Here is a 19064-nt window from a genome sequence, read left to right on the forward strand (position 1 = left end):
CCGGGAAAGTGTCCGAATCAGAAGCCGTACGCAGCCAGGAGCCGCCCCTGATCGCGGTGATCGGGGCGGCGGGGCTCTGCGGTACGTACGTGCTGGAGGCCGCGCTGCGAGCTCCCTTCCGGGTCCGGGCCGTGGTGCACGGCTCGGCAGGGCGGGAACGAGTGGCTGCCCTGGGCGTGGACGACATCGTCGAGGCGGACCTGGAGAAGCCGGACACCGTCCGGCAGGCGCTGAAGAACGCAGACTTCGTGCTCATGATTCCGCCGGCGTTCCACCCGGAGGAAGACGCGCTCGCGATCAGGGCACTTGAGGCGGCTGAGCACGCGGGCGCGCACCGGTTCGTGTACTTGTCCGTCCTCCATCCGCACACCCCCGGGCTGCGCCACCACCTGCGCAAGGCGAACGCCGAGGCCGCCGTGCGGGCCTCGCGGCTGAACTGGACGATTCTCCAGCCCTCGATGTTCGCGCAGATCGTCCTGTCGACGTGGGGGAGGGCTCCGGCCGGCCCCGTTGGGGTGCCGTTCAACGTCGACAACGAGTTCTCGTTCATCGACTTGCGTGACCTCGGAGAAGCCGGCGTCAAGGTGCTTTCCGAGCTGGGGCACGACTCGGCGACCTACGAACTCGCGGGACCCGCCCTGACGTTGGCCGAGGCGGTGCGCTTTGCCGGGCGTGCACGAGGAGTGGATCTGGAGGCGAGGACGGTGGACTGGGCGGACGCACCGCTCCCGCCGGGAGTTGCCGACTCTGCGTCCCGGGCCTCGGACATGCGCGCCATGTGGCGGGACTATGACCGGCACGGCCTGCGCGGCAACAGCAACGTCCTGCGGATGCTGCTCGGCCGTGAACCCGCGTCCTTCGCGGAAGCGGCCACCGCGTTCGCCGCGCGAGGCTGAGCGCCCCCGACGCAGTCGTGGGGTGCCCGCCAATGGAGGGGAGACACCTCACGTAGGGACAACGGAGAACCACCACCGCGCTGACGGCTGGTCGGTGTGCGACAGACAAGCGGCCGGGGCGCACCACCATGTCGGGTTCGCGCGCCCACCGGGTGCGGTGCGGTGGGCTGGTGGCAGCGGCTGCGCCCCCGTGCCTACGCGTTCAACTGCGTGGGGAGCTGACAGGCCGTAGGCCATGGAGGACGGTGTCGACAATCTCTTCGGGCAGTCCATCCGGGAGGTCGGGGTCGTGGCGTACGAACGTGCGGATGAGTAGCGGGCCGACGAACATGTCGATGGCCAGTTCCAGGTCGATGCCCGGCGCCGAGGAGGCCATAGCGCTTGAGGTAGTCGTTGTACACGTCGGGGGAGTGGTGCGCGTGGGTGTCAATACGCCAGTTGCCCTTCGGTAGCCCCGGCCCGGACGCTGCCGCCTCCGGACTGGCCATGGCAGCAGGCACCGTGGCCGCAGCCGCCGTGACAAGCGCCGCGGCCGATGTTCCTTCGATCATCCTTCGACGCGAGATGTTCCGTCGCAGGTTCATTTCCGGTTCCCCTCTTCATTCTGTGTGCGAGTCAGGTCGTGTGTGCGTGCGTCACGGCGCCGTCGCCAGCCCGGCAGGGCCTGCGCAGAAGGGCGATGGTCCCCGCGATGGTGGAGACCGCCTCTCCTCGGGCTGGCGTGCGCGCGGTCCAGGCCGACCGGGGAGCGCAAGCGGCCAAGCCGCTCCTCGGCCTGGCCGGTTGCCGCCAACAGGCCGGTCCGGCGCTCAGGCGTGGGAACCCACGGCGCCGACGCAGCCGCATAGGCCGGCGGTCACCGGTCGGCTAGTGGAGCGGACCCGCGAGCAACGCCGCCGGCCCCGCCGCCGCTGCCCCCACCCGGGTGAACAGGCCGGCGGTTCCTTCATGCAGCGCGTCATCGTCGAGCTCGTGTCCAGCGGGCTCCACGTGCCTGGCCGACCCCAGACCAAGGAACGCGCCGGTCACGACGGAACCGGACCGCGCGGTGCCGACCGCCGAAGTCGGGTGCCGCACAGCAGGGTGGTCAACGTTGTCCACCGGCGGGACGAGGAGTGCGTGCATGACCGCCAGACAACAGCCGCCTCATAAAGCACGTACCACTCAGCACATGAAGCCTCCATGAAGCCGATCGCCGGAGCGACGCCCGTGCCTTCGAGAACTTCGCACCGGTGCAGGGCGCCTCGCTCAGGTCGGTGGTCGACCACACCGGCTCGGCCAACCAAGGGTCGGCGAGCACGTCCGGGAGGACCTGACGGCGCTCCACATGCGGACCCGGGCAGCTGGCCGGCGGTCATGCTGGGTGTGGAGTAGCGCCCGGCACCAGGTGGCGAGGCTCACTCGGCAGGGGCGGCGATGACGGGTCGACACGAGTCCGGTTTCGCTGCCTGAATGCGGTTGTTCCTCTCTGTCGGATGTCTTCGGTGACTACTACCGGGAGTCCTGCGGTGCGTCGGCAGGCTGCAGCGTGGTGAGCCATTGGGCAACGACGGCGTCGATGAAGGCGTCGGTGACCTGGCCGCGGTCGAGGAAGAGCCGGGCGAGGACGGGCCCGTAGAGCAGGGTGAACTCGTCGTCGCTGATCTGGATGCCCGAAGGCTCCAGCAGCCTGTTGAAGCCGACGTAGCGGTCTTCGCCGATGCGGACGAGCGCCCTCGCACTGTCGGGGTCGTGGTCGGCCTGGGCGGTGACGGCCAGGGCCGCCGCTCGCACGGCCGGCACGCTGACGCCGGCGCGCAGGCTCTTCAGCCAGGCGGTGGCCACTTCACGTACGTCGCTGCCCGGTTCGGGGTAGGTGCCGAGGTCGGGGCCTTCGAGGACGAGGTCGAAGAGCAGCGCGGCTCGGGTGGGCCAGTGCCGGTAGAGGGTTTGGCGGGTGACGTCTGACCGCTCGGCCAGCAGGGCGTAGGTCAGCCCGGCCGGTCCGACCTGAGGCAGCAGTTCCCGCGCGACGGCCAGCACGCGATTGCGGGTGCGCTGTACGCGCGGGTTGCCCGGGGTCGGCTGACGGCGGTGGAGGGGCTGCTTCATGCCGCCACTCTACCGGCACATCATACGGCGCGTGTGATTGACGTCACAGGCGTAAATCATACGCTCCGTGTGATAGACCTGGAGAAGTAATCACACGCGCTGGATGATTCTCGCGTGTCGGCGCATTCGAAAGGCAGACGGCCATGTCACCTCGCAACCTGATCGCACCCACGTTCGCCCGCACTCGCCTCGGTTCGGGCCCCGGCCTGCTCCTCGCCCACGGCGCCGGCAGCAGCCTGGCCGGCACCTACGGCCCCGTCCTGGAAGCCCTCGCCGCCCGCCACACCGTCGTCGGCGTCGACTACCCCGGTAGCGGCGACACCCCCCGCTCCACCACCCCGCTGTCCGTCGACGACCTCGCCGACCAGCTCGTCGCCGCCGCCGATGCGGAGGGCCTCGACCGCTTCGCTGTGTCCGGCTTCTCCCTCGGCGGCCCGGTCGCCATCCGAGCCGCCGCCCGCCACCCCGAGCGCGTCACTGCACTCGTCCTGACCGCCGCCTTCCCGCACCGCGACAACCGGCTCGCTCTCGCCTCCTCGGTCTGGAGCAAGATCGCAGCCTCCGGCGACCGCGAACTGCTCGCCGAATTCCAGCTCATGATGGCCCTCGGCACCCAGGCGCTGGAGTCCATGCCCGCCGAGCAGCTGCGGCAGACCCTCGGCTACGTCGCCGCCGGCGCGGCCGACGGCAGCTCCGAGCAGACCGACCTGGTCGGCCAGGTCGACGTCCGGGACGACCTCGTCGGCATCGCGGTCCCCACCTTGGTCGTCTCGACCACCGACGACCGGCTCACCTCCACCGCCCTGCACCGCCGGCTCGCCGAGACCATCCCCGGCGCCCAACTCGCCGAAATCGCCACCGGCCACCTGCCGATGCTGGAGCGGACCGACGAGTGGCTGCAGCTCATCACCGATTTCCTCGACAAGCACAACGCCTGAACGCACACCACGGGCTGTGCCACAGGGGCCTGGCCCCTCACCCGGACCGCTCCTTGATCACAACTCACCACACACGAGTTCATGGAGGAACCATGCTCAAGTTCGGCCACCTCGACGAGTCCACCCACTTCCACGACCAGCAGAAGGAGGAGGCCGGCCCGGTCACCATCATCAACACCTTTGTCGCCCCGGAGGGCAAGGAGGATGAGGTGGTGGCCGCCTGGACGGACGACGCGGAGTACATGAAGAAGTCGGGGAGCCTCCTCTCGGTGCAGCTGTACCGGGGCATCGGCGGCAGCTGGCTTTTCACCAACGTCGCAGTCTGGAAATCCACCGAGCACCTCCGTGCAGCGCTCGGAACGCCGGAGTTCGCCTCGCATCTGGGGAGCTACCCTGCCGGTACCGTGGCCTACCCGCACCTGTACCAGAAGTTCGCTGTAGAGGGCGTCTGCGACGGGGAATGACGACCACTACTCGATTCCGGGCCGCCGTTCGCCATGCGCACGACGGGTGGCGACGTTCGGTCCCTGGTCAGCCGTGGGCTCGCGCCGACGACGCCGATCCGTGTCCTCTGACCGACCGACTGGTGCTCGAAGCACTCGGCCTGGTCCGTACAGAGAAAGACTCAGCGGCAGGACGTACGAGAGGACGCATATCGCTGGTCACCAGGACGGGGTACATCCCGCTGCTGGTCTGACAGTCGGGACGGGGCGACGGCGATGGCGGTACCTGGAGCTGTTTCCCCAGGTACCGCCAGAAGGCCGGCAAAGCCGATTGACTTTCTCCGGGGAAGCGGGAGCGTCACCGCAACGCCGCCGGCCCGTTCGCCGCCGCGGCGAGCGCCGTCACACCGCCTCGACGGAGTTCGCCTTGCCACGGACGACATCCCGCAGACGCTTCTTGTCGATCTTGCCGACCTTTGTCAGCGGCAACTCCTCCACGACCAGCAGGTCTTCCGGGAGCTTGTATCGCGCCACCTGCATCGCGATGAGGGCGGCACGGACCGATTCGAGGCTCAAGCGGGTTCCCGGCTCGACGACCACGACCGCGCACACCCGCTCCCCCAGGTCGGGGTCGGCCTTCGCGACGGCCGCGACGCGGGCGACACCGGGCAGGCGGTAGATCAGGTTCTCGACCTCCTCGGCGGAAATCTTCTCGCCGCCCCGGTTGATGAGGTCCTTGTCTCGTCCTTCGACGACGAGATTGCCCGACGGGTGCAGCCGGACGACGTCACCGGTGCGGTACCAGCCGTCGGGAGTGAACGCTCGGGCGTTGTGCTCGGCGGCCCGGTAGTAGCCGCGTGGGGTGTACGGGCCGCGGGTGAGCAGGGCGCCCATCGCGCCGGGCGGGACCGGTTCGTCGGAGGCGTCGACGACGAGGATCTCGTCGTCCGGGCACATGGGGCGCCCCTGTGTCTCGATCTTGATCTCGTCGGGGTCGTCAGGGCACGTGTAGTTCAACAGCCCCTCTGCCATGCCGAACACCTGCTGGAGCGTGCCACCGAGCACGGGTTCGGCGCGGCGGGCGACCTCCGGCGCGAGGCGGGCGCCACCCACCTGCAACAGCCGTAGTGCGGGCGGGGCGGGGTGGCGGCCGGAGGCCACCGCGTCGATCCAGCGCTGGACGACGGCCGGTACGGCGGCGGTGGCCGTCACGCCCTCGGCGGCCATCAGCGGCAGCACCTTGCCGGGCTCCGGGGTGCGGGCCAGGACGACCCGGCCGCCGTTCATGAGGGTGCCGAGGATGCCGGGGCAGGCCAGGGGGAAGTTGTGTCCGGCGGGCAGGGCCACCAGGTATACGGAGTCGGAGTCGAGGCCGCAGACCTCGGCGCTGCGGCGGGCGTTGTACTCGTAGTCGTCATGGGTACGGGTGATGAGCTTCGGCAGTCCGGTCGTGCCGCCGGAGAGCAGGAAGACGGCGATGTCGCCGCTGTCCGGGGCGATCCGGTCGAGCCGGGCCCGTGCGGCGACCGGGTCGTCGGCCGGTTCCGCCAGGGCGCGCAGGTCCGTGGCGCCCGTGCCGACCGTGCCACCCGTGACGAGCAACAGCCGTACGCTCGGGGTGGCTTCGGCGATCTCCCGCCCCAGGGCCTGGTGGTCGAAGTCGCCGAGTCGGTCCGGTACGGCGATCGACGTGACCTCGGCATGTGCGGCCAGGTAGCGCAGTTCGTGACCGCGGTGCGCGGGCATCGCCATCACGGGAGCGATTCCGGCCCGCAGACAGGCGAGGGTGAGTGTGACGAACTCCCAGCCGTTGGGCAGCTGGACGAGCATGGCGTCACCGGGGTTGAGACCACTGTCCAGCAGACGGCATGCCAATCCGTCTGCCCTGTCGATGAGCTGACGGTACGTCAGGCGTATGTCGCCGTCCACGACGGCCACCGTGTCGTCGTAGGTCTCGGCCCACTCGTGAAGGTACGAGCCCAGTGGCCTGCCACGCCAGTACCCGGCCTCGCGGTAGCGGTCGGCCGCCTCCTTGGGCCAGGGCACGAATCCCTCACGCGTCATCGGATCCTCCTTGATCCCGGGGGTCTCGCAGCAGCAGTACGGCGTCGAGCGCGACGACGTCGCCGTCGGGCAGGACGCGCAGAGGGTTGATCTCGCACTCGGCCACGGCATCGTCGGCGGCGAGGGAGGCGAGGGCGAGCAGCACGTGGGTGAGTCGCGCGCGGTCGACCGGGGTGGCGCCGCGCGTGCCGAGGAACATCTGGCGGGTGGCGAGCTCGTCGAGCATCGCGTGGGCCTCGTTCGCGGACAGAGGCGCGAGGCGCAGGGAGACGTCGCCGAGGATTTCGGCAGCCGTTCCCCCGGCGCCCAGAGCCAGCACGGGGCCGAAGACCGGGTCGCGGCGTACGCCGACGATGAGTTCGGGACCCGCGGGGGCCATCTGTTCCACCAGCAGCGCGGGGCTCGCGGGCATGCGGGCGAGGGCTTCGTCGAGTTCCTCGTGCGTGCGGATGCCGACCTGGACCCCGCCCACTTCCGTCTTGTGCAGGATGTCCGCGTCGAGGATCTTCACGACGACCGAGCCGCCGAGCTCATCGAGAGCCGCGTGCGCCGCGGCGGGGTCGGCGCACACGCGCCGTACGGGCGTGTGGATGCCCAAGTCCGCGAGGACGCCCTTGGCCGTGTGCTCGTCGACCGGCCCCGGCGGGGGCAGGGTGGGAGCATCGGAGGCGGTGAGGACGGCCTCCAGTCGAGTGCGCGCAGCCGCGTCCTCGACGAGCGCACGCACCATCGCCGATCCCGAGGCCGGCGTGGCCGCGCAGGGAATGCCGGCTTCGCCGAGTTCACGGCGGGCCCGCCGCGCCTGCTCCACGGGTCCGCCGACGACGGCGACGAGCGGGGTGGCCGTACGGGCGGCGGTCAGCGCCGCCGGGAGGTCCACCGCCGTCGGTTCCAGCAGCCCGTACACGGCGGTGACATCGATACCGGGGTCCTCCGAGACCCGCTCCACCACCTGCGTGAGCACGGGCGAAGGCCGGCCGGTGTCGACGGGGTTGTTCAGATAAGTGAGGGCCGGGAGCAGCTCACGCAGCTCCTTCACCGTCCGTTCGACCAGCGGGGGAACCTGGATGCCGTGGGAGCGCAGGTCGTCGGTGAGCAGCAGACCGGGTCCAGCCTGGGCGGTGACCAGGCCGACGCCTGCACGGGGATGCGCGGGAAGTCGTACGCGGCTGAGCGCGGTGATGGCGTCGACGAGGTCGCGCTCGTCGTCGACGAGGACTGCTCCGGCCTGGCGCAGGGCCGTCCTGGTCACGCGCCAGGAGGTGGCCAGGGCACCGGTGTGGGAGCGGGCGAAGTCTCCGATGTCGCTACGGCCCACGACCAGGGCCACCACGGGGACACGATCGGTCAGACGCCGTACCGCCTCGGTGAGGCGGCGGCCTTCCGCGGCGGTCTCCACGTGCAGGGCGACGGCCCTTACGCCGTCATCCTCGGCGAGGTGGCGCAGGACGTCGCCCTGGGTGACGTCCAGGCTGTTGCCGAGGCCGACCCCGAGGCGCAGACCGACGCCGGCCTCGGCCAGGGCGAACGCCAGCGCGTGGTTCACGCCGCCGCTCGCGGCCACGACCGCCACCGGACCCGGTTCCAGGCCGGGCGCGCCCGGGACGAAACTGGCCGTGAGCCGTCGGTGGGGGACGAGGAAGCCCGAGGTGTTCGGTCCGAGGACCAGGATGCCGGTGTCCTGTACCACCTCGGTCAACGCCTGCTGGTGCAGCGGACCGTCACCCCCGGCTTCCCCGAACCCGCCGGCGCACACCAGTGCGGCGCGGGCGCCGACGGCTGCCGCCTCCCGCAGGGCGTCGGCGGTCACGGCGGCCGGGATGCAGGAGACGACCAAGTCGGGTGTGATGCCGTGGCTTGCGGCGGCCTCGCCGACGGTGGGGAAGAAGCCCCGATCGGGGTCCGGACGGCCGGAGTTGACCTTCATCACCGGCCCCGGGAAGGAAGCCAGGGAGTCGGCCATCGCCGCGCCGAGCTTCCCAGGCGTGGCCGATGCGCCGAGCACGGCAATGGCTCGGGGGGCGAACAGCGCTTCCAGGGCGGTCACTTGGTGCCTCCGACGAGGTCGGCCCGGCCGGAGAGGACGAGCGTGGTCGCGGTGTCGTCGTCGTACGCGCCGACGATCGCGGCGGGCAGGCTGTGCACGAGCCGGGCCTCCTCCGCGACCAGTACGCGGGTCAGCGCCGTACCGCCGCGCACACCGACGAGCAAGGCGCCCGCCTCTGCCGTCTCACGCACCTGATCAAGGGCGAGCGGCAGACCTTTCTCAGTGTCCGGGGCGTCGATCCATACGCCCGCCCCCGACGACTGACCGCTGAAGGTGACCATCGGGATGCCGGTGCCGTCGGTCCCGGTCAGGACGTCGTCGTCGACCGTCACCCGCCGCGAGGGAAGTCGGTACGGCCCGCCCCGGAAAGGCGTCTTCAGGGGCCCCGCATCGTGACGGCCCCGCCACCATCCGTCGACGCGGTCCACGTACAACGCGTCGCGCACGGCGAGTTTGCCCCGCGGGATGCTGCGGGTGAGGAAGTGGAAGGCGAACTGCGTCGGGTCGTCGAGCGTACGGACGTAGCGGCCGAAGTGCTCCCACCAGGACAGGCTGGGCCGCGCCGAGTTCTGGATCTTCTCCACCTTTGGGCGGCGGCGCTCCTCGTAGATCTCCAGTGCCTCCGGCACGCTGTGCGACGCCTCACCCAGGGCCTCGGCCAGCGCGACCGCGTCCTCCATGGCCATCTTGGTTCCGGACCCGACGGAGAAGTGCGCGGTGTGCGCAGCGTCGCCCAGCAGCACCCACTTGCCCCGTCGCCACGAACGGGCCCTGCGGGTGGCGAAGTTGGCCCAGCGGGAGTTGTTGCCGACCAGCGGGTGCCCGTCGATCTGCTCGCGGAACAGGTTTTCCAGGTAGCCCTTGGTCTTCTCGTCGCTCATGCCTGGCGGGGTCGACGGATCGAAGGCGTCGAGACCGGCCCTGGCCCAGGAGTCCGCGTCGGTCTCGACGATGAAGGTGCTCAGCGAGTCACTGATCGGATAGGCGTGGGCGGCGAAGACACCGTGGGGGCCGTCCTGGTGGACGAAAGTGAGCCCGTCGAACGCGTAGGTGGTGCCGAACCAGATGAACTTCGCGCTCGCCACCTCGGCGGTCGGTCCGAAGTCGTCGGCGAACAGGGTGCGGAAGCGGCTGTTGGCGCCGTCGCACACCACGACCAGGTCGAAGTCGTCCAGCTCGGCGGGATCGCGGACCTCATTCTGGAAGCGCATCTGCACGCCCTCGGCGCGGGCCCGTTCCTGCAGCAGGCTCAGCAGCGTCTTGCGTACGACAGCCGCCATGCCCATGCCGCCGACGCGCTCCCGGGCCCCGTGCACGCGGACCTCGATGTCGTCCCAGTGCCGGCCGTGCTTCTCCAGCGCCTCGCTGAGGACGGGATCGGCGGCGTCAATGGCGTCGAGTGTGGCGTCGGAGAAGACCACTCCGAAGCCGAACGTGTCGTCGGGGCGGTTGCGTTCGAAGACCACGACCTCGGCGCCGGGCCGGCTCCGCTTGAGCAGTGTGGCGAAGAACAGTCCTCCGGGACCTGCGCCGATGCAGGCAACTTTCATCGTCTTTCCTTCGTGCTCACAGCCACGCGGGCAGCTTCGGCAGGGATCCCCCGCCGGTCGGGTACAACGGGCCGGGGACGGGGCGCCCGGTCGCGTAGGCGGCCAGGCTGGGCAGGTCACCGCTCACCACGACCGGCTCGACGTCGGCCGAGTCGCCCAGCAGCCAGGTGTGCGCACCGGCCTCGGACCGCAGCCGGACGGAGGGTCGGTCCGGCCGGCCGGGGAAGGAGGCGGCCACGTCGTCGACGAGGCCCGCGCACACCTCGTGCGGCACGTCGTCGAAGCTGGTGTCGATGTTCAGGTCGACGGCGTGGACCCATACCTCGCGCACCCGCATCCAGGGCACCTGAGAGACGGGCACCTCACGGCCTCGCGCGGTGCGGACGGTGGCCGCCCAGCACTCGTCGGGCAGCGCGGCGAGCTCCTCGGCGAGACGGCCGTCGGCCGCGAGCAGCTCGGCACGCAGCTTTTCGGCCGGCTGCCGGGCGCCCTCCTCGATCTCGCGCGCACGCTGGTCGCCACTTGCGTACATGGGCGTCTCGACACCGGTACGCGCCCAGATGAGCAGGTTGACGAGTGCGTCGGCGTTGCGGGCGACGTGGGCGACCACGTGAGCGCGGCTCCAGCCCGGCAGGTACGAGGGCCTGGGGAATCCAGGGTCGGTCAGCCGGTGCACGGCGGCTTCGAACGCCGCCGTACCCTTGGTCACCCGCCCCAGCATCGCGGCCGGGCGTTCGCTCACCGTGTCTCCCGACGGCAGGTGTTGCGGGTCTCGCCGATCCCCTCGATCCGGGTGACGAGAAGTGATCCGTCCTGCAGATAGCGGGCGGGCTTCCGGGCGTGGCCGACCCCGCCCGGAGTGCCGGTGGCGATCACGTCGCCGGGCACGAGGGTGACGACCTCGGACAGGTACGCGACCAGTGCGGCCGGGTCGAAGACGAGGTCACCGGTGTCGGCCTTCTGGACCGTGTCGCCGTCGACCTCACACGTCAGGTTCAGACCCGCTGCGGAGACCGCGGGGTCGTCGGCGGTCACCAGCCACGGTCCGATGGGCGTGGTGGCCTCGAAGTTCTTGCCCTGGTCCCACTGGGTGGTGCGGTACTGCCAGTCGCGGGCGGTGACATCGTTGAGCACGGTGTACCCGGCGATCGCGGCCCGCGCCTGCTCCGTGTCGGCGTGCCGGACCTCGGCACCGATGACGACGCCGAGCTCGGCCTCCCAATCCATCTGCGTGGACGCGGCGGGCAGGGTCACGTCGTCGTACGCGCCGACCAGCACCCGCGCGAACTTGGAGAACAGCGTCGGGTGCGAGGGGAGTTCGCGGCCCATCTCCAGAATGTGGGTGCGGTAGTTGAGACCGACGCACACGACCTTCTCCGGCGCGACGACCACGGGGGCGTAGTCCAGGGCGCCTTCGTACGTCTCACCGTCGGCGTCCGCGGCACGCGTCGCCCAGTCACTGTGGCGCAGGAAGACCACCAGATCGCTCTCGCCCAGGTCCACCGCCTTGTCGTCATCGATACGGACGGCGCGCGTGGTGCCGTTGACCCGGATGGTGGCGAGCTTCACTTGTGTTCTCCTCGGGAGGTACGGGCGAGGCCGAGGGCCTCGTAAACGGGCTCGTCACTGAAACGGAACAGGTCGACCTGGGTGCGGGCGGACAGCGAGACCTCGCACCAGGACGGGACCACGAACAGGTCGCCCTTGGCGATCTCGAAGACCTTGTCACCGACCTGGGCGACCGCCTCGCCCTCGAACACCTGCCAAACCGCGGAGCCGACCGTGCGCACCGGGGTGGTCCGGGTGCCGGCACTCAGGCGGCGCATCTCTGTGCGCATCGTGACCAGGGCGTCCCTGCCGGTGGTGGGGTTCGAGAAGCGGACTCCGGCGTGCCCGGGCTCGAGCACACCGGGCACACCCTCCAGCTCCAGCTCCAGCTGGGCGGTCAGAGCGGCGTCGGTGTGCTTCCAGCGGTACGCGTTCAGCGGGGAGTTGGGCTGGTCAGGCCGGCTGATCGGGCGCAGCCCGGGGTGGCCCCACAGTCGCTGGCCGCGCGAGTGCTCGGGGGTTTCGCGGGTGGAGAGCTCGTCGGGGCCGAACTCGAAGAAGCCGGCGTCCAGCTTGGAGACGAGCGGGATGTCCAGGCCGTCGAGCCAGGCCATCGGCTCATCGGTGACGTTCTGGTGCTCGTGGAAGGCCCAGCTCGGCGTGAGCAGCAGGTCACCCCGCCGCATCGCCACCGCGTCCCCGTCGACGTTGGTCCACACGCCCTCGCCTTCGACCACGAACCGGAAGGCTCCCTGGCTGTGCCGGTGCGAGGGTGCGACCTCGCGCGGCCCCAGGTACTGGATCGCGGTCCACAGGGTCGGAGTGGCGTAAGGCAGGCCCGGAAGACCGGGGTTGGACAAGGCCATGGCGCGGCGCTCGCCGCCACGCCCCACCGGTACGAGCTCTCCGGAGCGCTGCGCGATGGGCAGCAGCTCCGCCCACCGCCACAGGTGCGGAACCGCGGCGGGCTGCGGCACCATCGGCATGAGGCCGTCCACCTGGGTCCACAGCGGGATCAGGCCCGCGTCCTCGAAATCCGCGTACAGCTCGTCGAGCAGCTTGCGCTCGGTCTGTTCGTTGGTGGTGTCGGTCACGGAAACCTCCACGTCGTGTTGTACGGCGACCGCCGGAAGAAGCGCGCATCGTGCCGCGCTGTCCCTGACGTTACGCCGCGTTTTCCTCTCACCGGAATCCGTGAAGGGTAGGATTCCTCTATGGAGAATTCAGGCAGTCTTTCGCCGAGCCCTTCGTATCCGGTGAGCGCCGCCGGCAACGCCCTGCGCGTCGTCCGGCTGCTGCACGAACTCGACGAGCTTCGGGTGATGGATGTTGCCGACCGGCTCGGCGTCGCGCGCTCGACCGCGCACCGGATCCTCGCGATGCTCGTCTTCGAGGGATTCGCCGTGCAGGACCGCCACAAGGTGTACCGACCGGGGCCGGCGCTGCAGGCGATCAGGGGAAGCCAGACAGCCCCTCCTCCCGACCTGATCACCATCGCCCACCCCCACCTGCAACGGCTGGCGGACGCCGTCGGAGAGACGACCCACCTGATGGTGCTCGAGGGCAACGGCAGCCGCTTCCTCGACGGCGTGGAAGGCCCACAGGCGCTGCGCGTCAGCTACCGCACCGGCACACTCCTGCCCGCCCACGTGACCTCGGGCGGCAAGGCCCTGCTCGCGGCACTGCCGACTGACCGCCTCCGGGCCCTCTACCCCAACGGGCTCCCCGAGGACCGGGCCAAAGCTCCCAAGGACTTCGAGAGCCTGATGAACGAGCTGGTGTCCGTGCGCCGCCACGGCTACGCCCTCAATTTTCAGGAGAGCGAGCGCGGAGTGCACGCCGTCGGCGCGTGTGTGCGCGACCGTACGGGCGCCGCCGTAGCTGCCGTGGTCGTGGCGGCTCCGTCTGTCCGCTGCACCCGCGCAAGGCTCGCTGAACTGTCCCAACCTCTGCTCGCGACCGCGCGGGACATCGGTCAGGGTCTGTGAACGGCAGCGGCGCACGCCACCGTCAAACCGCATGGTGGCGTGCGCCGTAGCGTCTTCGAGGCATGTCGTACGACCTCTGCGAAGGGCATCCCGGTGAAGGCGGCAGCTGTAGTCGTTCTCCAGAGCGGCCCCGGCGCGCGCCGCCGACTCACCGGCTGGGCGCGAACTTCGTTCATCAGCGGGGGTGAGAGTTCGTCGCGGCTGAGCACGATCCTTCCTCACCGTGCGAGGACGTTCCGGTCCTTGGAAGGCTTTGAGCACGTTGTCGAGCCGGTGGCAAGGGCGATGGGGATTCGCAGATCACCATCGGCGATCAGCGTGGTGACACTCTGCGGGACATTGCCCTTGCCGCGGCGCAACCTCCATCTTGGTGCCGCGCCTCGCCCGGGTGGATCCCGGCGGCCGTCCCCTAGACCTGCACCGGGCTGGGGCCCTTTGACGCCGACCACGTTCCGTACGTCGATGCCCCTACCCGTTCGGCATCGTGGCTCGTCACAGTCCCAGAACGCGCTCGGCGTTGCCGTGCGCGATGCTCGCGAGGTCGGCCGGCGCGTACGGTGCGGAGCGCAGGAATTCCACCGCTGCAGCGCTGGACTCGAACGGGTAGTCGATGGAGAACAGCACCCGGTCGACACCCACGGCATGGACGGCTCCCAGCAGCGCGGCATGCGACATGACTCCGCTGGTGGTGACGTACACGTTGTTCCGCAGGTAGTACGAGGGCAGGTGTTGCACCCTGTGCTCGGGGGGCACCTGGTCGTAGCGGCTGTCGAGCCTGGCCATCTGGAACGGCAGCAGCTCGCCCATGTGGCCCAACATCACCGACGCGCACGGGAACTCGTCGAACACTCCGCCGTAGATCAGCCGGAGCGCATGGGCACCCGTCGTCGCGGTCCATCCCCAGGAGGGCCCGACCAGCACGGGATACCCGTCGAAGACATGCCAGTTGTCTGCCGGAACGACAGCCGGATGCAGATACAACGTCACACCGAGGCGCTCCAGTTCGGCCCAGACCGGCCTGAACTGCGGCTCGTCAAGGTAGTGCCCCCGCACATGGTCGTTGTACAGCACGCCCTTGAAACCGAGCTCCGTCACCGTCCGGCGCAGCTCCACGACCGCGGCCTTGGGATCCTGCAACGGAAGGGTGGCAAAGCCGGCGAAGCGGGTCGGATGGGCGGCGATGGCCTTGGCGAGATAGTCGTTGATCCGCCGCGCGGCCGCCACGGCCTCCGCGGGATCCTCCATCACTTCCACGCCCGGCGTGGAATACGAGAGGACCTGGACGTCGACGCCGTTGGCGTCCATGTCCGCCAGCCGCAGCTCGGTCAGATCGTCCAGGCGCCGGAACCACTCCTGCTTGATCGCCTCCGGCACCGCCATGTGCTGACGGATCGCTTCCTCCTGCCGGATGGCTCCGGGAACGGAGAACGCCTCTTCCACGGCCACAATGCGCATCTTGTCCTCCGAAGTGTTCCGATGGTCCTTCGAGCGGCCGCCTGCGGGCCGGGGCGGCGGACCTGACGTCGGGTGCTTGGGGTTGACCCCCTGGGCGCCGGTGACCGCCGTGGAGACACGGCTGCCGGGCGCGGCCTCGGCGGCCCGCGCGGGCGACCCCGAGACCAGACCGCCGACCATGGCGGCTCCTGAAGCAGCGGCGGTCGCGGCGATGAATCTTCGCCGGGTGCGGGGCTCGGCGGGCGGAGTCACGGCTTGGAAGGGACGGTCGTCGGGCATGTCCACTCTCCATCGAGGGCGCGCGGGTGATTGCCGGGGTCCTGTCAATGGCTGTTGCGCTCCGCGAGGGTGCGCGTCGTTCGCGAGCGGTCCGACGGCCCTTCCAGCCGCGGCCGCTGAAGGCATGGCGTCAGTCAGGGGGTTGGTCGTGACCGGCTGGTCCTGGTCGGCTCTCAGAGTCGGCGAGCCGCGTCCGGCGACAGGGTCCGACTGTGAGTGCACTCTTTCGGGCTGGACCAGCCCGAAAGAGGTCAGGCTGTTTCTCGGTAAGTCGCTGATGCTCATTCCTGCGTGCCACCTGACCATCAGCGTCTGAGCAGAGGCGGTGTTGGCTCATGCCGCTACAGAGCGCTCCTGCGTGGCGTGGGACTGCCGTCGTCCCTCTCTTGAACTGGAGCCAAGCTAGTTCTAGGGTACTTTCCAGTCAAGGCCAGCAAGGAAGCTGCGTAGGCTCGTCTTTTTCTCATGACCCGTAGTCAAGAATGTGGGCGGGCTGTCAACGTGTGGCGGCTGCCGATGTGGCTGCGTCGGGGTGTCGAGCGTCGGGTGCGTCGGACTCGGTCGCTGTTGCGTTCGTGGTCCGGCCCTGGTGAGCCGCCTGGCCGGGATCCGTTCGCTCACGGTGTCGCCGGGTCGGATGAGGTGCGGGCGGCTGTGTGGAGCCTGCGGTGAATTGCGTAACGATCTGAAGGAACGTGAAGTGGTACAGACCATGATGGCGGTCCGCCTGTTCGAACACGGCGGCCCCGAGGTGCTCCAGTACATCGAGACGCCGATTCCCGAGGTCGGCCCGGACGACGTCTTGATGCGCGTGCACGCCACGGCCGTCAACAGCTGGGACCTGCGCTACCGCTCGGGCAACCTGCCGCAGCCTCTCCCGGGACGCCCGTCGTGGCCCCTGCCGTTCCAGCTCGGCCGGGACGCGGCCGGTGAAATCGTCGCCACTGGCGAGAACGTCACCCGCTGGCGCCCCGGCGACAGGGCGGTACAGCTCCCGCACCCCCCGTGCCGCAACTGCGCCCTGTGCCTACGCGGACTCGAAAACCTGTGCATCGACACCGCCTACCCAGGACACCAGGTCTTCGGCGGATACGCCCAGTACGTCGCCCGCCGTCAGGACGCCATCCTGGCCATCCCCGACGGCGTCGACTACGAGACAGCCGCAGCCACCATGTGGACCTACACCACCCCCCTCAACTGCGCGCGCCAAGCACCCGTCGGCCCCGGCGACACTGTGGTCATCACCGGCGCCAGCGGCGGAATGGCCATCGCCTGCGCACAACTGGCAAAACTGAGCGGAGCCACCGTCATCGGCACCACCACCAAGCCGGACCACGACGAAGCGCTCACCAAGCTCGGCTACGACCACATCGTGCACTCCACCGATCCCCGACTGCCCGCACAGGTACGGGAGCTGACCCACGGCCTGGGCGCCGACGCCGTCTGGGACTGCGTCGGCGGCAACGACTTCTTCCAGCTCTCCCTCGCCTGCACACGGCTCGGCGGCACCGTCATCGTCCTGGGCACACCGACCGACCAGGGATCCCGCCTCGAACTGGACGCACTCGCCCTCATCGGCCAGCAGGTGACCATCGCCAGCGTCCGCGGCGCCACCCTGCGCGACCAGCAACTATGCCTTCAACTGCTGGCAGACAAAAAGATCACCCCGATCATCGACCGCGCCTACCCCCTTGAACAAGCCGCCGAAGCCCACACCTACCTCGAAAGCCACCGACAGACCGGCAAAGTACTCCTCCTGCCCTAACGATCACTGACGAGGTGAAGGCGGCAGAACCCTGCCAGAGGTCGGTGGGACCGCTGTGGTAGTCCCACTTGTACGCGTCCTGCTCGGTGACCGAGAGCTTGTCGACCCACCCCGGACCTGCGGGCCGGGGAGCCGGCTCACAGCGGGTGATGTCTCCTTGAACAGCGACGCCCAAGCCGCCATGTGCCCTCGGCGAATCCGGAATCCGCCCCCCTTCTCTCTCCCCTCTTCCCTCCACGATTGAGGAACGCGTTCATGCGCATCGACACGCACGCGCACGTCTACCCCAGCGACTACCTGGACTTCCTGGCCGACTCGGGCGTCACCACCACCGGCGGCCAGCGTGGGCTCGGGGCCGACGACACCGACAAGGAACTCGAGGCCCGCTTCTCCCTGATGGACCGGGCCGGTGTGGACCGGCAGGTGATCTCCGCCTCGCCGCTGACGGGCGCCCTGCCGGATCCGGATCGGGCCGCTGCCGCCGCGCGCCTGATCAACGACCGGTACGTCGCCCTGGTGGACCGCCACCCCGACCGCTTCCTGGCCTTCGTCGTGCTTCCTCTGCCGCACGTCGACGCGGCCCTGGCGGAACTCGACCGCGTCCTCGACGCGCCGGGGGTGGTGGGCGTGGCCCTGACCACCTCGGCCGCGGGCCGGGCGCTGACCGACCCGGCCTTCGCGCCGGTGTGGCAGGAACTCGACCGCCGCGGCACCGTGATGTACCTCCACCCCGCCGGCGACGGCGTCGCCTCCCCGCAGATCATTGACCACCACCTCACCTGGATGGTCGGCGCGCCCGTGGAGGACACCGTCGTAGCGGCCCAGCTCATCACCCGTGGCTTTGTGACGCGCTACCCCCATGTGCGCATCCTCAACTCCCATTTCGGAGGGGCGTTGCCCATGCTGCTGGAGCGGTGGGACAACCTTGCCCACTTCGAGGCACCTGAGGCCCCCCTCCCGCCGAGCCAGGCGGCGCGCCGAATGTGGTACGACACCGTTGCCCACAGTTCCCAGACGGCGCTGCGGGCCGCGGTCCAGGCCGTTGGCGCGGACCGACTCGTCCTCGGCAGCGACTTCCCGTACCAGGGCGGCGAGCACTACCTCGACACTGTCGCCTACATCGAACGGGCAGGTCTCGACGCAGAGGACACCCAGGGCATCCTGGCCGGCAACGCCGAAGCGCTTCTGGGACTGGCCTGATCATCGGGGTGCGCTGACGAGACCATCCGTGGCCGACAGGACAGCGGTGCGACGGATCGCCGGCACACACTGCCTGGCACCTTCTTCGTGACCAGCGGTATCGGGACCTGAAGTCCGTCGGCCGCACACGGGGGAGCCTCACGCCCGGAGGACAGCTGGATCTCCTACTCCAGCGACACGCCTTGTGACCTGCGCTGTACCAAAGTGCCAACTATCTCTCTGATTCCGTACCTCCAATCGCTGAACCTAGTTGGCATCGGTGCAGGTCACGAATGTTGCCTGGTGCCAACTAGCGATCCTTGTCACAGTGATGTCACTACCGACGCTAGTTGTCACATACCGAGGCTGGTTGGCACTAGGTGGGATCGAGATGGCGGCTGAGCGGTGACACGACAGTTGGCACTCTGCGACGAGGACTTGAACCGACGTCGACTACGACTCCTCGGCAAGGGTGGCCCCAATTCAAGATCGAGTGGTTGCCGTCTGCTGGGCCGCGAGTTCTCCGTTGGCGCCGCGTCCGAGGTTGCCCGTGGTCGTGCACCAGCGGCAGCGGGCGTTCTGGCGGGGATCTTGGAGAGGCCGTTCGCGAGTTCGCGGGCGGTGGATGATTGATCCGAGATCGTCGTCGTTCTCGTGCAGGCCGACAGATGCGAGGAGGAAGTGAGTCACGGCCTCGCCGACGGCGAGCGTGTCGAAGGGCATCACGCTGGGTGCGGGCACGCCGGGGACGTACCGGGCTTGCTTGCGCTCGGCCTCGGGGTGCGTCTCGATGGCGAGTTCGGTCGGGTCGATGAGCCCGT

General features: G+C 69.6%; 16 protein-coding genes. 6 read left to right on the plus strand and 10 right to left on the minus strand.

Annotated features, from left to right (window positions below):
• The first annotated feature begins 8 nt into the window (after positions 1-8).
• Entirely contained in the window at positions 9-896 is an 888-nt protein-coding gene (locus SMIR_RS37385) for an SDR family oxidoreductase (RefSeq protein ID WP_211118604.1), read from the plus strand.
• A 202-nt stretch (positions 897-1098) separates the two neighbouring features.
• Here SMIR_RS37385 and SMIR_RS37390 read toward each other — a convergent pair whose 3' ends face one another.
• Both SMIR_RS37390 and SMIR_RS37395 read right to left on the minus strand, forming a co-directional pair.
• Complete coding sequence (locus SMIR_RS37390) at positions 1099-1272, minus strand: TetR family transcriptional regulator C-terminal domain-containing protein (protein ID WP_168489250.1); 174 nt, start codon at positions 1270-1272, stop codon at positions 1099-1101.
• 1115 nt (positions 1273-2387) lie between these two features.
• Positions 2388-2987: a TetR/AcrR family transcriptional regulator gene (locus SMIR_RS37395; RefSeq protein ID WP_168489248.1), complete on the minus strand. Its 600-nt coding sequence runs from the start codon at positions 2985-2987 to the stop codon at positions 2388-2390.
• Between the two features lie 143 nt (positions 2988-3130).
• Between SMIR_RS37395 and SMIR_RS37400 the strand changes: the two genes are divergently transcribed.
• Positions 3131-3925, plus strand: coding sequence for an alpha/beta fold hydrolase (locus SMIR_RS37400; RefSeq protein WP_168489246.1), 795 nt, complete (start codon positions 3131-3133; stop codon positions 3923-3925).
• Positions 3926-4017: 92 nt separating this feature from the next.
• On the plus strand, positions 4018-4389 hold the full coding sequence (locus SMIR_RS37405; RefSeq protein WP_168489244.1) for an antibiotic biosynthesis monooxygenase family protein: 372 nt from the start codon (positions 4018-4020) through the stop codon (positions 4387-4389).
• 381 nt (positions 4390-4770) lie between these two features.
• Here SMIR_RS37405 and SMIR_RS37410 read toward each other — a convergent pair whose 3' ends face one another.
• The 6 genes from SMIR_RS37410 to SMIR_RS37435 are packed head-to-tail and all read right to left on the minus strand — an operon-like array spanning position 4771 to position 12671.
• A complete protein-coding gene (locus tag SMIR_RS37410) occupies positions 4771-6432 on the minus strand; it encodes a (2,3-dihydroxybenzoyl)adenylate synthase (protein WP_212728026.1) in 1662 nt (553 codons plus the stop codon).
• Complete coding sequence (locus SMIR_RS37415) at positions 6422-8479, minus strand: acetate--CoA ligase family protein (protein WP_168489240.1); 2058 nt, start codon at positions 8477-8479, stop codon at positions 6422-6424. The genes SMIR_RS37410 and SMIR_RS37415 overlap by 11 nt, the downstream gene beginning before the upstream one ends.
• The gene (locus SMIR_RS37420; RefSeq protein ID WP_168489238.1) at positions 8476-10029 is read right to left on the minus strand and encodes an FAD-dependent monooxygenase; all 1554 of its coding nucleotides are present in this window, start codon (positions 10027-10029) and stop codon (positions 8476-8478) included. Before SMIR_RS37420 ends, SMIR_RS37415 begins: the two co-directional genes overlap by 4 nt.
• A 16-nt stretch (positions 10030-10045) precedes the next feature.
• Positions 10046-10771 (minus strand): maleylpyruvate isomerase family mycothiol-dependent enzyme, encoded by a 726-nt coding sequence (locus SMIR_RS37425; RefSeq protein WP_168489235.1) that lies wholly within the window; start codon positions 10769-10771, stop codon positions 10046-10048.
• The gene (locus tag SMIR_RS37430) at positions 10768-11598 is read right to left on the minus strand and encodes a fumarylacetoacetate hydrolase family protein (RefSeq protein WP_168489233.1); all 831 of its coding nucleotides are present in this window, start codon (positions 11596-11598) and stop codon (positions 10768-10770) included. The genes SMIR_RS37425 and SMIR_RS37430 overlap by 4 nt, the downstream gene beginning before the upstream one ends.
• Positions 11595-12671 (minus strand): cupin domain-containing protein, encoded by a 1077-nt coding sequence (locus tag SMIR_RS37435; protein WP_168489231.1) that lies wholly within the window; start codon positions 12669-12671, stop codon positions 11595-11597. The genes SMIR_RS37430 and SMIR_RS37435 overlap by 4 nt, the downstream gene beginning before the upstream one ends.
• Before the next feature lie 120 nt (positions 12672-12791).
• Here SMIR_RS37435 and SMIR_RS37440 point away from each other — a divergent pair, with 120 nt between their 5' ends.
• Positions 12792-13565 carry an IclR family transcriptional regulator gene (locus tag SMIR_RS37440; RefSeq protein WP_248002796.1) on the plus strand — a complete coding sequence of 258 codons (774 nt, stop codon included), beginning with the start codon at positions 12792-12794 and terminating at the stop codon, positions 13563-13565.
• 492 nt (positions 13566-14057) lie between these two features.
• Here the strand turns inward: SMIR_RS37440 and SMIR_RS37445 are convergent, their stop codons facing one another.
• Positions 14058-15299, minus strand: a complete 1242-nt coding sequence (locus SMIR_RS37445) for an amidohydrolase family protein (protein ID WP_248002795.1) — start codon at positions 15297-15299, stop codon at positions 14058-14060.
• 700 nt (positions 15300-15999) lie between these two features.
• On the opposite strand from SMIR_RS37445, the gene SMIR_RS37450 reads away from it, so the two are divergent.
• On the plus strand, positions 16000-17064 hold the full coding sequence (locus SMIR_RS37450; protein WP_168489229.1) for a quinone oxidoreductase family protein: 1065 nt from the start codon (positions 16000-16002) through the stop codon (positions 17062-17064).
• Between the two features lie 255 nt (positions 17065-17319).
• A complete protein-coding gene (locus SMIR_RS37455; RefSeq protein ID WP_168489227.1) occupies positions 17320-18264 on the plus strand; it encodes an amidohydrolase family protein in 945 nt (314 codons plus the stop codon).
• A gap of 462 nt (positions 18265-18726) precedes the next feature.
• On the opposite strand, the gene SMIR_RS37460 is transcribed toward SMIR_RS37455, so the two are convergent.
• Complete coding sequence (locus SMIR_RS37460; protein ID WP_212728027.1) at positions 18727-18984, minus strand: hypothetical protein; 258 nt, start codon at positions 18982-18984, stop codon at positions 18727-18729.
• Positions 18985-19064 lie beyond the last annotated feature (80 nt).

Origin of the sequence: Streptomyces mirabilis (genome assembly GCF_018310535.1) — a bacterium.
GTDB lineage: Bacteria > Actinomycetota > Actinomycetes > Streptomycetales > Streptomycetaceae > Streptomyces.